The 13,120-nt window shown below is 59.8% G+C and carries 13 protein-coding genes; 9 read left to right on the forward strand and 4 right to left on the reverse strand.

The window, feature by feature from the left end; translation table 11 throughout:
* Window positions 1-457: 457 nt before the first annotated feature.
* From exbB to AC5ZG1_RS38585, 3 genes are all read left to right on the forward strand, one after another.
* Entirely contained in the window at window positions 458-886 is a 429-nt protein-coding gene (gene exbB, locus AC5ZG1_RS38575) for a TonB-system energizer ExbB (RefSeq protein WP_456646776.1), read from the forward strand.
* Entirely contained in the window at window positions 879-1,259 is a 381-nt protein-coding gene (locus AC5ZG1_RS38580) for an ExbD/TolR family protein (protein ID WP_496136026.1), read from the forward strand. Before exbB ends, AC5ZG1_RS38580 begins: the two co-directional genes overlap by 8 nt.
* A 391-nt stretch (window positions 1,260-1,650) precedes the next feature.
* Complete coding sequence (locus tag AC5ZG1_RS38585; protein ID WP_496136063.1) at window positions 1,651-1,992, forward strand: energy transducer TonB family protein; 342 nt, start codon at window positions 1,651-1,653, stop codon at window positions 1,990-1,992.
* Between the two features lie 224 nt (window positions 1,993-2,216).
* On the opposite strand, the gene AC5ZG1_RS38590 is transcribed toward AC5ZG1_RS38585, so the two are convergent.
* Window positions 2,217-3,353 carry a hypothetical protein gene (locus tag AC5ZG1_RS38590; RefSeq protein WP_496136027.1) on the reverse strand — a complete coding sequence of 379 codons (1,137 nt, stop codon included), beginning with the start codon at window positions 3,351-3,353 and terminating at the stop codon, window positions 2,217-2,219.
* Between the two features lie 125 nt (window positions 3,354-3,478).
* Between AC5ZG1_RS38590 and AC5ZG1_RS38595 the strand changes: the two genes are divergently transcribed.
* The 3 genes from AC5ZG1_RS38595 (at window position 3,479) to AC5ZG1_RS38605 (ending at window position 8,823) form a co-directional block, all read left to right on the forward strand.
* The gene (locus tag AC5ZG1_RS38595; protein WP_456646779.1) at window positions 3,479-3,958 is read left to right on the forward strand and encodes a hypothetical protein; all 480 of its coding nucleotides are present in this window, start codon (window positions 3,479-3,481) and stop codon (window positions 3,956-3,958) included.
* A gap of 380 nt (window positions 3,959-4,338) precedes the next feature.
* Entirely contained in the window at window positions 4,339-7,554 is a 3,216-nt protein-coding gene (locus AC5ZG1_RS38600; RefSeq protein ID WP_496136028.1) for an efflux RND transporter permease subunit, read from the forward strand.
* 117 nt (window positions 7,555-7,671) lie between these two features.
* Window positions 7,672-8,823, forward strand: coding sequence for an efflux RND transporter periplasmic adaptor subunit (locus AC5ZG1_RS38605; RefSeq protein ID WP_456646781.1), 1,152 nt, complete (start codon window positions 7,672-7,674; stop codon window positions 8,821-8,823).
* Window positions 8,824-8,904: 81 nt separating this feature from the next.
* Here the strand turns inward: AC5ZG1_RS38605 and AC5ZG1_RS38610 are convergent, their stop codons facing one another.
* The 3 genes from AC5ZG1_RS38610 to AC5ZG1_RS38620 form a co-directional block, all read right to left on the reverse strand.
* Window positions 8,905-9,162 (reverse strand): hypothetical protein, encoded by a 258-nt coding sequence (locus AC5ZG1_RS38610; protein ID WP_456646782.1) that lies wholly within the window; start codon window positions 9,160-9,162, stop codon window positions 8,905-8,907.
* A 246-nt stretch (window positions 9,163-9,408) separates the two neighbouring features.
* The gene (locus AC5ZG1_RS38615; RefSeq protein WP_496136029.1) at window positions 9,409-10,101 is read right to left on the reverse strand and encodes a glutathione S-transferase family protein; all 693 of its coding nucleotides are present in this window, start codon (window positions 10,099-10,101) and stop codon (window positions 9,409-9,411) included.
* Between the two features lie 36 nt (window positions 10,102-10,137).
* Complete coding sequence (locus tag AC5ZG1_RS38620; protein ID WP_456646784.1) at window positions 10,138-10,386, reverse strand: DUF1127 domain-containing protein; 249 nt, start codon at window positions 10,384-10,386, stop codon at window positions 10,138-10,140.
* Window positions 10,387-10,519: 133 nt separating this feature from the next.
* Here AC5ZG1_RS38620 and AC5ZG1_RS38625 point away from each other — a divergent pair, with 133 nt between their 5' ends.
* The 3 genes from AC5ZG1_RS38625 to AC5ZG1_RS38635 all read left to right on the forward strand — a co-directional run bounded on the left by AC5ZG1_RS38625 (window position 10,520) and on the right by AC5ZG1_RS38635 (window position 12,978).
* Window positions 10,520-11,452 (forward strand): transcriptional regulator GcvA, encoded by a 933-nt coding sequence (locus tag AC5ZG1_RS38625; RefSeq protein ID WP_496136030.1) that lies wholly within the window; start codon window positions 10,520-10,522, stop codon window positions 11,450-11,452.
* Between the two features lie 168 nt (window positions 11,453-11,620).
* Window positions 11,621-12,388 (forward strand): sulfite exporter TauE/SafE family protein, encoded by a 768-nt coding sequence (locus tag AC5ZG1_RS38630; protein ID WP_496136031.1) that lies wholly within the window; start codon window positions 11,621-11,623, stop codon window positions 12,386-12,388.
* A 113-nt stretch (window positions 12,389-12,501) separates the two neighbouring features.
* Window positions 12,502-12,978 carry a hypothetical protein gene (locus AC5ZG1_RS38635; protein WP_456645075.1) on the forward strand — a complete coding sequence of 159 codons (477 nt, stop codon included), beginning with the start codon at window positions 12,502-12,504 and terminating at the stop codon, window positions 12,976-12,978.
* Window positions 12,979-13,120 lie beyond the last annotated feature (142 nt).

Consider the following 13,120-nt stretch of genomic DNA (forward strand, 5'->3'; position numbering starts at 1 on the left):
CCGCCGCAAGACCATCAACTGATGTCGAAGCGCCGCGTTCTCAGCTTCAAGCTGCAACCTCGACCTGAACGGCGAGGTCACGACGGCCCGCACGAAACAGAGAAGCCCGATCATCCCGCCACCTTAGCCGAATCCGTCACATCATCAACTCGGACAAGGTTTTCGGTACACGCAGGGCGCCGTCTGGCTGGAGAACGCGGCCTTCACCACTCTGCAGCACGCCTATACTCAACTGAACGACGTCGGCCTCGGCTATTACGCGACTTACGAATATCTGCCGACGCAGTTCCTGCTTCTGAAAGCGCAGGTCGCGCGCAGTTATGGCTCGAACAGCGCCGCTGCGAGCTACGACCGGGGAACCAAGGCGCTGTTTCAGATCGGCCTGATGTTCTGAGCACTCGAGCGAGTTCACGCTTGCGGATACTGTTTTCTTGAACTGTCTTGAGGGACATTCACCATGGAGATGGAATGGCTGTCGGCTACGATCGACTACGGCGTGATCGGACTTCTGGTCGTGTTGAACATCCTCGTCGTCGCCATCGGCCTGGAACGCCTGTTCTTCTACCGTTCGATCGACATCAAGGCATTCACGAAGATCAAGGCGCTTGAGCTGGAATTGAGCCGGCGGCTGGTCGTGATTGCGTCCGTCGCTTCGAATGCGCCCTATATCGGATTGCTCGGCACCGTGCTCGGCATCATGCTGACTTTCTATAATCTTGGTCTCGACGCCTCGGCGGACGTAGGCAAGATCATGGTGGGCCTCGCGCTTGCCCTGAAGGCGACGGCGGCGGGGCTCGTGGTCGCGCTGATCTCGGTCGTCGTCTACAACGCGCTGCTGCGCAAGAGCAAGGTGCTGCTGCTCCAATGGGAGATCGCGCATGGATGAACAACCCTTCGAGACAATCAATGTCATCCCGCTCGTGGACATCATGCTGGTGCTGCTCACGATGGTGCTGACCACGGCGAATTTCATTGCGACCGGACGTATTCCGGTCGCCTTGCCGCAGGCTTCGCATTCGCAGGCGCAGAAGCATCAAGACAACACCATCGATCTCACCGCCGATGGCCGGATTTACCTGGATGGGCAATCCCTGTCGAAGGAAGAACTTGGAAGCCAAGTGAAATCCTTGCCGCCCGAAACGTCCTTTCTGATACGCGCCGATCGCGCGATCCAGTTCCAGCAGTTCATCGACGTGACAGATGTCCTCAAGCAACTGAATTTTACCAAAGTCGTGGTACAAACGAAAAACGCCAGATAGAGCTTGGCGAACGCTGGAGCAAGCAGCCGATGTCCGATCCAACGGTGAAAAGGCGGTTGCGCGTCACATTGCCCTGGTGTCTCGTCGCGTCGATCGCCTTGCACCTGCTTTTGGGCCTGCCGCTCATCTTGCATGCCTTTGCCGAACCGCCTGACGAGCCTCCGGTGCTGGTTGTCGAGCTGCAGGGCGCTGCCGCCGACATCCAGACCGAACAAAAGGTCATGCAGGATACAAAGGCCGCTCCGGAGCAGCAGGCGCAGTCCGGGAGATCCGGGGCCACCGACCCTCAGCCGCCGGACGATCGTCCACCGGACGCCGCGGAAAGCCCTTCGCAGCAGTACGCGACTCCGCCCGCACCACGGCCGGAAGAGCCGACGCCAAGCAATGAGGGATCAACCAATGTTTCCGGCGGCGAGCAGAAACAGGACGCGCACACGATCAAGGCGAGCAGACCGAGGCCGATCGGCTCAGGGAGTACGCCAAACTGTTGTCAAAGAAGGTGCGAGCCCATCTGGTCAATCCTGGCGGCGGGCACGCCAGTTCCGCTACCGTCACGTTCTTCATCCTGTCCAACGGGCGGATTCGTTCCGACAGTCTGAAGATTGTAACAAGCAGCGGGCAATCCAAGGTCGACGCGAGCGCGCTGCAAACCATTCGCGCAAGCGCGCCGTTCGATCCGCCGCCAAAGGAGATGAGTATCACGATCGTCGTCGATTTTGATCGAAGAAGTTGAGCCTCGACTGAGGTCGCAAGTGCGGGATGCACAGTCGCTGTATCACCGCGCCTCCACATACGTTGTGGCCAGTCCGGTACAATCTTCGATCAGCTTGTGATATTGCTGCTGGTTTGGCAGGGTCATGGTCTTTGCCCATTTCGGATGGGGCATTCCTGTCTCTTCTGCGTCTCGCGCAAGGAAACCAGGCCGCTCGTAGAATGCGCTCGGCGCGCTTTTTCATGCTAGGCGACGCGACGTCTTCGCGCTTGGAGAAAGCGAGCGAACTCCTTCTGAAACCGTCTCACTTCTCCGGCGCCCGCAGCAGCATGGCGTGGGCGTGCATGTCGCCGGCGAGGCTGAGTGCCACGACCCATGGTGTGCTCACCTTGCCCTGCATCAGGCACAGATTCACGGGGATGTTTGCGACTGTCATGTTGGCGTTTTCGGCGAGCGTAAAGAACGTCGCGCCGGGCTCCAGCGTCTTTTGCCAGACATCCAGCAATGTCTGCGAGGCCTGGTGGCCGGTCAGGGTAACGTCCTTGGAAGAGATGCCCTGGCGTTGCAGGAGGCGGGCTCACGGCGTGCGGCGCCGTCTGGCCACCGAAGGTGCCAAAATGCTTCAGACCCGATTCGGTGACGTGGTAGTAGGGACCGGTCCAGTTCTGGGCCTGCGGACTCGGGTCCGAAGCACCGGGTTCAAACCGCACTTGGCGACGGTCGCCGATAAGAAACATATCGCCGAAATTCTGCTCCTGGGCGATCACCTCGGTATCCACCAGACGCCAGCGCGGTTGCTGCCCCGGCGCCGCCACGCCCACCACCGCAGCGGCCGCGCCGTCGGCCGCGCTCACCGACTGCGGCGTGTGGTAATCCATAATGGTTGTCCAGCCGCCGCCGATCGCGACCAGGATGTTGCGCGCACGCCCGGCGCGGATCATGGCGTCGGCCAGTGCCACTCCGACATTGAAATTGCTGAAATCATTCGCCAACGGAATCGTCAGCGTCCTTTCCGAGAGCTTCAGATCTCTCGTCAGCGCGAACAGATCCGGCGGTACGAAATAGGTATTCGGAGAGAGGCAGCCCATGACGATGTCGATCTGGCTGATGTCCAAGCTGGCATCGGCAATCGCTGCGCGTGCAGCCGGCACGAGGATATCGAGCACAGTCTGGCCCTCGGCCAGCACATGGCGCTTGTCATAACCCGTGAATAGCCCCTGTCCGTCAGGATGGTGCTCGCGCAACCAATCGAAGATCTTGTCATCGTTGGTGCGGATGTCAGTTGGCAGATTTTGGGCCATGCCGATAATGCCGATGCGGTTTTCAGTCAAGGCGACAGCCGCCAGACTTCCGGGGGAAGGACCGCCCTTGGGAAAACTCATCCCGTGCTGACGTCGTACGGAAATATTTCCGTTGCGACAGCCCCTGGATCGCTGTGGGAGCCCGACAATAGGTGTAACTTCATCTCGCCGTCGCGTTTGGGGCAGGTCAAGACAGGAGCGGCGACATGAAAAACAGCATGGCGCTTACAATGTTGTTTGTACTGAGCATTACTTCGTCAGCATCGGCGCTCAGCGCAATCGGCAGTCGGAACGACTGGTCGGTGCTTTCGACCGATAGGCTGCAGAGACTTCCTCAGCAAGTCGGCTCGGCCGTCCGTGCGGCACAGAGAGCTTGTGGTGAGTACGAGCCACGCGTTCGGACAGGATTTCTGCGATATCTCAAAGGGCGTAATGGGGAGGAGTTCATTTCGCTCCACTTCGATCAGTTTCATTGTGCGCGGTCGTCGGCTCTCTGCAATTCGGCGGGCTGCATTCATCGCGTCTTCGTGTCCAAACAACGGCAACAGGCCCGCGAAGTCTGGCGCGGTCAGGTACATGATATCGATATGGACGATGTGGCCGGACGAGCGAGTATCACCATCCATTGCGGCGATACTTGCAGCTCAAGACTTCATTGGAACGGGAACGCCTTTTCACGTCAGTGACGCAACTGCGGGACGCGGTCTGGAAGCCGCGTAAGTAATACGATCGAGAGGGTTCTGTATCAGCGGCTTTCGGGTGGCGAGTAACGCTATCGTGCGCTTCTCGCAGAGAAGCACAAATCGGTGCAGACCAGTCCGCGCCCTTCTTCGACCGCGTTCACTGAATTACTTTACGGATGTCGGGGTCCGCAGACCCCCGGCATCCCAAGACGGCCCGCCGTCCAAGTTCTGCTCATTCGCTCGACGTCATGGCTGGACGTCGGGGCTGAGGACTTGGACCGTGCTATGTGCCATTTTTCCCCGAAGCGTACGGCTGCTTTTTGTTGGCACCGTCGAGGCGCGCCCGACCGCACAGGCGATGTCGCGCGGGCTGTGGCGGCACAATGAAACTAGTGTCGTTCGCATTACGACGGCCGATCTCGCTTCTGACGATGGTTATCGCCGTCGCATGGGTGGGCTTTCTGGCGCTCGATCGCATGCCCCGCGACATCTTCCCAGATCTCGGGGTGCCCGTTCTGTACGTGGCCCAACCGTACGGCGGCATGGACCCAGCCCAGATGGAAGGATTCATCGTCAACTATTATGAGTACCACTTCCTCTACATTACGGGCATCGAACATGTCGAAAGCAAATCGATCCAGGGCGCAGGGCTGATCAAACTTCAATTCCATCCCGGCACCGACATGGCGCAGGCCACGGCGGAGACGGTAGCCTACGTCGACCGCGCTCGCGCGTTCATGCCTGCGGGGACGGTGCCGCCATTCGTGATGCGGTTCGACAGTGGCAGCGTTCCGGTCGGCGATCTCGTCTTCACCAGCAAGACGAAAACCGTCGCCGAACTACAGGACGCGGCGCTCTTCAAGGTACGCCCATTGTTTGCGACCTTGCCAGGCGTTTCGGCACCGCCGCCGTTCGGATCGAGCCAGCGGACCATCCTGGTTCATTTGGATCCCGACAAGCTGCGATCCTATAACATGTCGCCGGACGAGGCGGTGCAGGCATTGGCCGCCGGCAACACGATCAGTCCATCTGGCAATGTCCGCATCGGCGATCTCATGCCGATGGTGCCCCTTAACTCTGTTGTCGGAGATTTCAAGGGGCTGAGTAACATTCCCATCCGCTCGCACGGAACACAGACCGTGTTCATACGTGATGTCGGAACGGTCGAAGACGGTGCCGACATTCAGACCGGCTACGCACTCGTCAATGGGCGCCGCACCGTCTATATCCCTGTCACCAAACGAGCAGACGCTTCGACCCTCGCGGTCGTCCAGGCCGTCAAAGCCAACTTGCCACGATTCGAATCCGTACTGCCAAGCGACGTTCAGGTAAGTTACCAGTTCGATCAATCCCCATACGTGACTCGCGCGATCCAGGGCCTATTCGTTGAAGGAGCGCTCGGTGCCGTCCTAACGGGTCTCATGGTGCTGCTTTTCCTTCGGGACTGGCGCAGTTCGCTCGTTGTCGTCCTGAATATTCCGCTGGCGATCCTGGCGTCGGTAATCGCGCTTTGGGTATCGCGTCAGACGATCAACATCATGACGCTGGGTGGGTTGGCATTGGCTGTCGGCATCCTGGTCGACGAAGCGACCGTCACCATCGAGAACATTCACACGCGTCTCGGTGATGGCCATAGCCTCGCCCGCGCCGCAAGCTTAGCCACGGCCGAAACCACGCTGCCCCGCTTCGTGGCCATGCTCTGCATTCTGGCGGTGTTCATTCCAGCCTTCTTCATGACCGGCGCAGCGCACAATCTTTTTGTGCCGCTCGCCTTGGCGGTGGGCTTCGCGATGGTGGGGTCGTATCTGCTTTCGAGCACGTTTGTGCCGGTACTGTCGGTCTGGATGCTGCGCAATCCGGACACGCAACACAAATCACAAGAGAGCGTTTTTGATCGATTCCGCGCCAGATACGATCGGCTTACGCGCACGATCATGAAGCACCGACGCATTACCGTGTTTTCTTACCTGGTTGCGACCGGGGCCATCATTCTCGTGGTCGGCAGCTCGCTCGGCACAGAGATATTTCCGACCGTGGATACCGGCCAGATGCAATTGCATCTTAGGGCTCCGGCGGGAACTCGGATCGAGCGTACCGAGCAGATTGCGCTGCGAACACTCGATATCATCAAGCGCGAGGTGGGGCCTGACAATGTGGACATTAGTCTTGGCTTTGTCGGAACGCAGCCGCCCAACTACCCGATCAATACCGTCTATCTCTGGAGTTCCGGGTCCGAAGAAGCTGTGCTGCAGGTGCAGCTAAAGCGTGGCGCCGGAATCCGCATCGAGGATTTGAAGGAGCGGCTGCGCAAGAAGTTGCCGCAGGAACTCGCGGGTGTACGCTTCTCGTTCGAGCCAAGCGACATCGTCAGCCGGGTGATGAGCTTCGGCGCGCCAACGCCGATCGAAGTCGCCGTGAGCGGGCCGAGCTTCGCCAACAGCCGCCAATATGCCGATAAGCTGCGAGCGAGGCTGGGACAGGTGCCGACGCTGCGAGATCTGGAATTCGAGCAGGAGCTTGATTACCCGACCGTTGCGGTCGCCGTCGACCGCGAGCGAGCGGGCGTTCTGGGAGTGACGACGGACGACGTGGCGAAATCGATCGTCGCGGGTACCTCATCCAGCCGCTACACCTCGACCAATTATTGGGCCGATCCAAAGAGCGGCATTGGATATCAGGTGCAAGTCGAGATCCCTGAGCGCCGGATGAATTCGCTGGAACAGGTGAAGAACCTGCCAATCGCTCGCCGATCGGGCCAACAGATCGACCTTCGCAATCTTGCTCACGTTACGGATAGCACAGCGCTCGGCGAATATGATCGCTACAACATGCAACGGATGCTGACGCTTAGCGCGAACATCTACGGTGAGGATCTAGGACGCGTAGCAAGCCATGTGCAGCAGGCGATCAGCGACGTGGGAAAGCCGCCAAATGGGGTGAGTGTGACGTTGCGCGGGGCGATCCAGCCGATGGCGGAGATGTTCGGCGGCCTCCGTCTGGGACTTTTGACAGCGGTGGGCGTCATTCTTCTGCTGCTGGCCGCCAACTTCCAGTCGTTCCGGCTTTCCCTGGCAGTGGGATTGACGATTCCCGGCGTAGTGGCGGGAGTTGTAGTCATGCTTTGGTTGACCCAGACCACGCTCAACATTCAATCGTTCATCGGCGCGATCATGGCGATCGGTGTCGCCGTGGCAAATGCCATCCTGCTTGTAACTTTCGCAGAGCGCAGCCGCGCCGAAGGCCGCGAGCCGTGGGAGGCAGCCATCGAAGGCGCACGAAGCCGCCTGCGTCCGATCTTGATGACGAGTTTTGCGATGCTGGCGGGAATGTTGCCGATGGCACTCGGACTAGGAGAAGCCGGAGAGCAAAGCGCACCCCTTGGGCGGGCGGTGATCGGCGGTCTGCTCGGCGCAACCTGCGTTACCCTCATCATACTGCCCGCGATCATAGCCATACTCCAGTCGCGACATACGCCGATTTCCGCGTCGCTGGATCCTGACGACCCGCATTGCCGCCATTTTGAGCCGGAGTCGCAGCTCGGGGCGGTGCGGTATGCTGGCGACCGAACAGCGAAGTCCCGCGAGCTGGCGGCGGAATAGACGAATGGCCAGAATGGATCCTAAAGGTGACGTACTATGAATTTCACAAGCCGAACCGTCATCAAGGTCTTGTTAGTCGGCCTCGCAGCAGGAACCATCGCTGTTGAACGGCAACATTTGGCGGCATCGCCATCACCAGTGAAGCAAACAAAGATCGATGACCCTCCGCGGGTCGAGGTTGTGCGGCCACGCCGAGTCACGGTGGCTCAACGTCTTCAAACCAATGCGACCCTCGAAGCTTTTGAGGAGGCGGATCTCTTCGCCAAAGTCGCCGGATACCTGTCAGAGGTTCGGGTCGATATCGGCGATCACGTGAAGGCAGGTCAAGTGCTCGCCGTCATCGACGTTCCGGAAATGAAGCAGGAGCTTGCCGTAGCCAAGGCCGAGCTGGAATCCAAACGAAGTGCGCTGGAGAGCGCGCGCCGTCAGCTGGATCACAACAAGGCCGAGCTGGCGCTTCAGGACGCCCTGGCGAAGGACCGGGAGCAGCTGGGTCAGGGACGGAACTTCATCAGCGACCGGACACTCGATCAGGTGCACGCCAACGCGGCCATCGCCAAGGCAGATCTCGGTGTCGCGGAAGCGAACAGCGATCTCGCGGCCCACCAGGTCGATGTGGCCGCCGCGACCGTGGAGAGGATCAAGACGCTGCTCGCCTATACGCAGATCGTGGCGCCTTTCGATGGCGTGGTCGCGCGGCGCCAGGTGAACCGGGGCGATTTGGTCCAGGCCGCCGCGGCCACGCGGACAACGCCGTCCGCCGGATCGCTTTTCACACTGCAGCGGATCGATACGATCAGGGTGTTCTGCGACATTCCGGAGGACGACGTGCCTCACCTTCACGTCGGCGATCCGGCCGTTGTCAAGCCGTCTGGATTCGACGGTAAGCCATTCATCGGCAAGGTAACCCGCTTCTCACTGCGCCTCGATCCCGAGACCCGCGACATGCGGACCGAAATCGACTTGCCCAATCCCGACGAACGGCTTTATCCCGGCACGTATGCGGAGGTCTCACTGGAAATGAACCGACGGCCCGATGCGCTTACCCTACCCACCGCTGCCGTAGGTTCGGATGATGGCGGCAATTTCGTCTACGCCATCGCTGCCGATCGGGTCACGCGCCTCGCCGTCAGGACCGGTCTCATCGATAACGGTCGCATTGAGATTACGGCGGGCCTGTCGGAGGCGACACCGGTCTTGGCGACCACAAAGGGCATTCCGCCGCTTGGAACGGTGGTTCGGTCGGCGATGGTTCGCGAGAATACCTAACATCGACGCCGAGGCCTGCGGCGTCGGGTCAGTAGTTTTGTCGAACCAATGCCTCATCCCCATACTCGCGCCTTCACTTCATTACTTGGCGCAAGTTCTCTCAGCCGCCAAAGCTGTTTGCGCTTCCGCCTGTGTCGGATGAGCCGTGCCGATAACCTTCATTTCACCAGGGGCAGGCTGGGCAGTGACAACTTTACATTTCATCGTCGCGGGATCTTGAGCTACGTAGAACGCGGAACTGCCTGATGGGGGCGCTTGTCCGGTAGTTTTGTCCTGCTGCGCAAATGAAGGTACCCCAAATGCTAGAACGGCGACCGTCGCTAAAAGCATTTTCGTCATAGTATCTACCTCCTAGCATTGGACAGCGAGCAAATAGAGGCAGCCGACAAAGGTTCCAGCGATGAGGGATATATTTCTACTGGAATCCCCGCAGGGTCGCTTCGTGTTTGCCCGCAGCGTGACCGATCACCTCGACCGTGTTGCGCGGATATGCGCGATGAAGACGCGCCGGGTCTTGGGGGCGAATGCGGTGTGCAGAGGCATCCTTGCCTCGCCGCGGTTTCCGACAAGTTTGGATTTGCAGGGTCAGTATCTCGGTCGGTGCGAATTCGCCCACTCGCGAGCATGCGGAATCGGTTCGCGCGGCGGCAGGATCGCGCGAAGCTTTCGCGTCGCCGGCAGGTTTTCCATGCGCTCGCGCCATCGGCAAAAAGCCGGATAGTTCGGGTACATCGCCTTGCCTTCGTCCGTCAGGCTGAAGGCGAATGTGCTCGGAAGCAGGAAGAAGTCCGCGATCGTGATTTCCGTGCCGAGCAGGTAGTCTTGGCCGTGTTCCAATTCATGCTCCACCATGCCAAGCGCAAGCTCGACCTTGGGCATCGCGTGTGCCACGACCTTTTCATCGGACGCGAGGCCGAGTTCCGGAAAGACCAGCCGTTCGTGGGTCACGTGATAGATCATGTAGGGGTAGTAGTAGGAGTTGACCGCACTGATCCACTGGTTCATGCGCGCCCGCAGGCGGACGTCGCTCGGCGTCAGCTTTGGCCCTTCGAAGGCTTCGTCGACATAGGAGGCAATCGCGCTGGTCTCGTAGACCGTGAAGTCGCCGTGCCGAAGAATCGGGACCCGGTTGAACGGGTGCAGCGCCAGATGCTCACGCTTGCCCATCACCGGTTCAAGGTCATGAAAGCCATACGCTACGTCCTTGTGCGTCAGAATCAACCGCACGATGTTGACGTAGGTGCTTCGCGGGAAACCATAGACGATTGGCTCTGCCATCTGTTCCTCCTCTATCTTGTTCGCGACGGGCGCTTGTCATCGCCAGAACGGCTTAGCGGCTTCGTCCAGCGCCTCTTCGCGCGTGAGGCCGATGTCGGCGAGCAGATGCTGGTCGTCGGCCAGATCGCGGAGTGCCTGACGCAGCCCGCGCCGCGCGGACCAAGCCCGAAGCCCGCGTCCCGGAGCGCCGAGCCTTTGCACCGAATTTTCCTGATGAAGTTGTGGGAGCAGACTGGCCGGCCGGATCAGCCGAAGCGGCGAGGCGTTACGGGCAACGGTTGACATCGACAAGCTCCAAATCTCATGAAATGCTGCGTTGGAGCTTTCCCATAAGGTCAGCGGGCCGTGATCGGCAAAGCATCGTTTCTCTGGCCGGCCCTAGTTTTTCTCACGAAGTCTTTGTGCGATGCGTCCGCGCTTGCCGCCCCTGAATGCACTGAAGGCTTTCGAAGCCGCGGCGCGGCATGAAAGCTTTACCCGCGCAGCCGAGGAGCTTTGCGTCACGCAGGGCGCCGTGAGCCATCAGGTCAAGGCGCTGGAAGCTGAGCTTGCGATCAAGCTGTTCAATCGCGAGCGCCAGCGCCTGATCATCACCGAGGCGGGCAAGGACTATCTCACCATCGTACGCGATGCGCTGGACCGTATTGCGGTTGGCACCGAGTGGCTTCTGCAAAGGCAAAGCGCCGGCGTCCTCACCGTCAGCACCTCGCCAGACTTTGCCGCCAAATGGCTCGTGCACCGGCTGGGCCATTTCGCCGAAGCTCACCCCGGGATCGACCTTCGCGTTTCCGCGACGCTTCATCACGTCGACTTCGCGCGAGAGGAAGTCGACCTTGCGGTGCGCCATGGCGAGGGCAATTGGCCCGGGCTCGATACGATCAAGCTGAGCGCCGAGCAGCTCTTTGCCGTTTGCAGTCCGAAGCTTCTCTCGGGTCGGCGACGGCTCAGCAAGCCAGCCGACATTCTCAAATATCCGCTGATCCATATGGACACCCGGGCAGATTGGTCCAGGTGGCTGCAGGCGGCGGGTGTCAACGACACAAATATCATCCACGGTCCGGTGCTCAATCGGGCAAGCATGGTAATCGACGCGGCGATCAACGGCCAGGGTATCGCACTTGCCCGTACGACATTGGCGGCATGGGACCTGATCAACGGGCGGCTGGTTCGGCCGTTTCCGGAAGCATTGCGACTTTCGAAGACCTACTGGATCATTTGTCCGAAGGCGACGGCAGCCCAGCCGAAGATCGTCACGTTCCGCGACTGGCTTTTGGCAGAGGCTTCCAGGGATCTGCGGCAGCTCAAGAAGCTGGGCTGGTCCTTGAACCCGCTCAAGGAGAGCGGGGACTGATCCGTCCTCACGCAGACGATTGAAGATCAAGCAACGGTCAGTAATCCTTCCTGATCGCCGTTGCGAATAGGAAAGGCGGCGTAAAACCGTCGCTCGTTGCGGCCGTTCGCTTCCTGCACTAGTTTACTGATCGGGGACGTCGCAGCCTCCCCGTAAAATGGTGGCCCCATGCAAGCGCTGCTCGCTTTACTATGGAGCGAGCGCATGGACGGGCCCACTTTTGAACTTCCGCTATTTCTGCTTGCGACCTTTGCGGGTGCATTTGTTGCTGGGCTCTCGGGCTTTGCCTTTGGGCTTGTGGCGGCTTCGCTATGGCTTTACATCCTCACGCCGCTGCAGAGCGCGACATTGATCGTCGGCTTCGGTCTTCTGGTGCAAGGCTACTCAGTCTGGAGACTGCGCCGCGCGCTCGATGGGAGCAAATTGCTGCCGTTCATCGTCGGCGCCGCTCTCGGGGTTCCGACGGGCGTGTCTCTCTTGACTTGGTCCGATCCTCGAACCATCCGCATCGCGGTTGGTGCGTTCCTCGCTGCGTACAGTCTCTACGCACTTCTCCGACCCAGCCTAAAACCGATCTCCACCGGAGGGAGCGCGGCCGACGCTGCGGTTGGCTTCCTCAACGGCGTCCTTGGAGGCCTGACCGGCTTAGCAGGCATACTGGTGACGATCTGGTGCGGCCTGCGCGGCTGGTCCAAGGACCTTCAACGCACAATATTCCAGCCCGTTGCCGTTACGACCTTCCTCATGTCAGCGCTCTGGCTTGGAGGAAAGGGAACGGTGACCAGCGAGACTGTTAAACTCTTCGTGATGGGTTTGCCGTGCTTGCTAATCGGAACATGGCTTGGGCTGAGACTGTTTGACTCCATTGACGAAGAGATGTTCCGAAAGATCGTCCTCGCTTTGTTGCTGATTTCGGGAGTCTTGCTGGTTATCTGACAGCCGATTGACAGCAGCGACGGCAATCGGTCTATTCGATCTATGGGGGCGTGCGATCCCCCCACGAGGCGACATGCCCAAGAATCGCGTCCGAACTTCACCAAGGACGCCGCATGTCTGCCATCAACTTCTCTTCTCGGATTCCACTTTTCGCCCGCGATAACGACGTTTGCGCAAACCTGTCGCGCATCCGGATAGCAAGCCTGCTCCGGATAAGCCGCGTCAGCATCCGGGCTCTCGGGATCTCAGCCGCGCTACTCGCTCCGGCGCATGTCGCGTCGCGTCCTCTTGATGCACCGGCGATCAGTTTGGATCGTGAGGCAAACCAACAGGTCCTGACGAGCCAATTCGACGATCTCACTCCAGCGCTGGCAATCCGAGCTAGGCCGCAAGAAAAGTTGCGAGGAGTCGTCGCGGAGGTGGACCAGCGCCATGATCGGATCACCGTGCGCCTGACATCTCTCACGACTGCGGACTTCAAGGTACAGGACGGTTTGCTTTTCGATTCAGTTCGTTATGGCGACGAGGTCGAGTTCACCGTGGAGACCATCAATGGAGAGAGGACCATTGTTGAGCTTACGAAGGAATAAATCGTGGTGTGTGTTTGCGAACATGCTTTGCCATACGCTTCGCGGGCCCGCTTCCGGCAGAATGGTCAACCAGCGGAGGGTCGCGACCGTGCGAGATGCTGTTGGCGGACGAGGGAGCGGCGGGATGAAATGTCTTAGACCG

Source organism: Bradyrhizobium sp. Leo78 (assembly GCF_059512425.1).

Coding starts and splice junctions, on each gene's coding strand:
- exbB (WP_456646776.1), top strand. CDS start 458: ATGGAGATGGAATGGCTGTCGGCTACGATCGACTACGGCGTGATCGGA.
- AC5ZG1_RS38580 (WP_496136026.1), top strand. CDS start 879: ATGGATGAACAACCCTTCGAGACAATCAATGTCATCCCGCTCGTGGAC.
- AC5ZG1_RS38590 (WP_496136027.1), bottom strand. CDS start 3,353: ATGAGTTTTCCCAAGGGCGGTCCTTCCCCCGGAAGTCTGGCGGCTGTC.
- AC5ZG1_RS38595 (WP_456646779.1), top strand. CDS start 3,479: ATGAAAAACAGCATGGCGCTTACAATGTTGTTTGTACTGAGCATTACT.
- AC5ZG1_RS38600 (WP_496136028.1), top strand. CDS start 4,339: ATGAAACTAGTGTCGTTCGCATTACGACGGCCGATCTCGCTTCTGACG.
- AC5ZG1_RS38610 (WP_456646782.1), bottom strand. CDS start 9,162: ATGACGAAAATGCTTTTAGCGACGGTCGCCGTTCTAGCATTTGGGGTA.
- AC5ZG1_RS38615 (WP_496136029.1), bottom strand. CDS start 10,101: ATGGCAGAGCCAATCGTCTATGGTTTCCCGCGAAGCACCTACGTCAAC.
- AC5ZG1_RS38620 (WP_456646784.1), bottom strand. CDS start 10,386: ATGTCAACCGTTGCCCGTAACGCCTCGCCGCTTCGGCTGATCCGGCCG.
- AC5ZG1_RS38630 (WP_496136031.1), top strand. CDS start 11,621: ATGCAAGCGCTGCTCGCTTTACTATGGAGCGAGCGCATGGACGGGCCC.
- AC5ZG1_RS38635 (WP_456645075.1), top strand. CDS start 12,502: ATGTCTGCCATCAACTTCTCTTCTCGGATTCCACTTTTCGCCCGCGAT.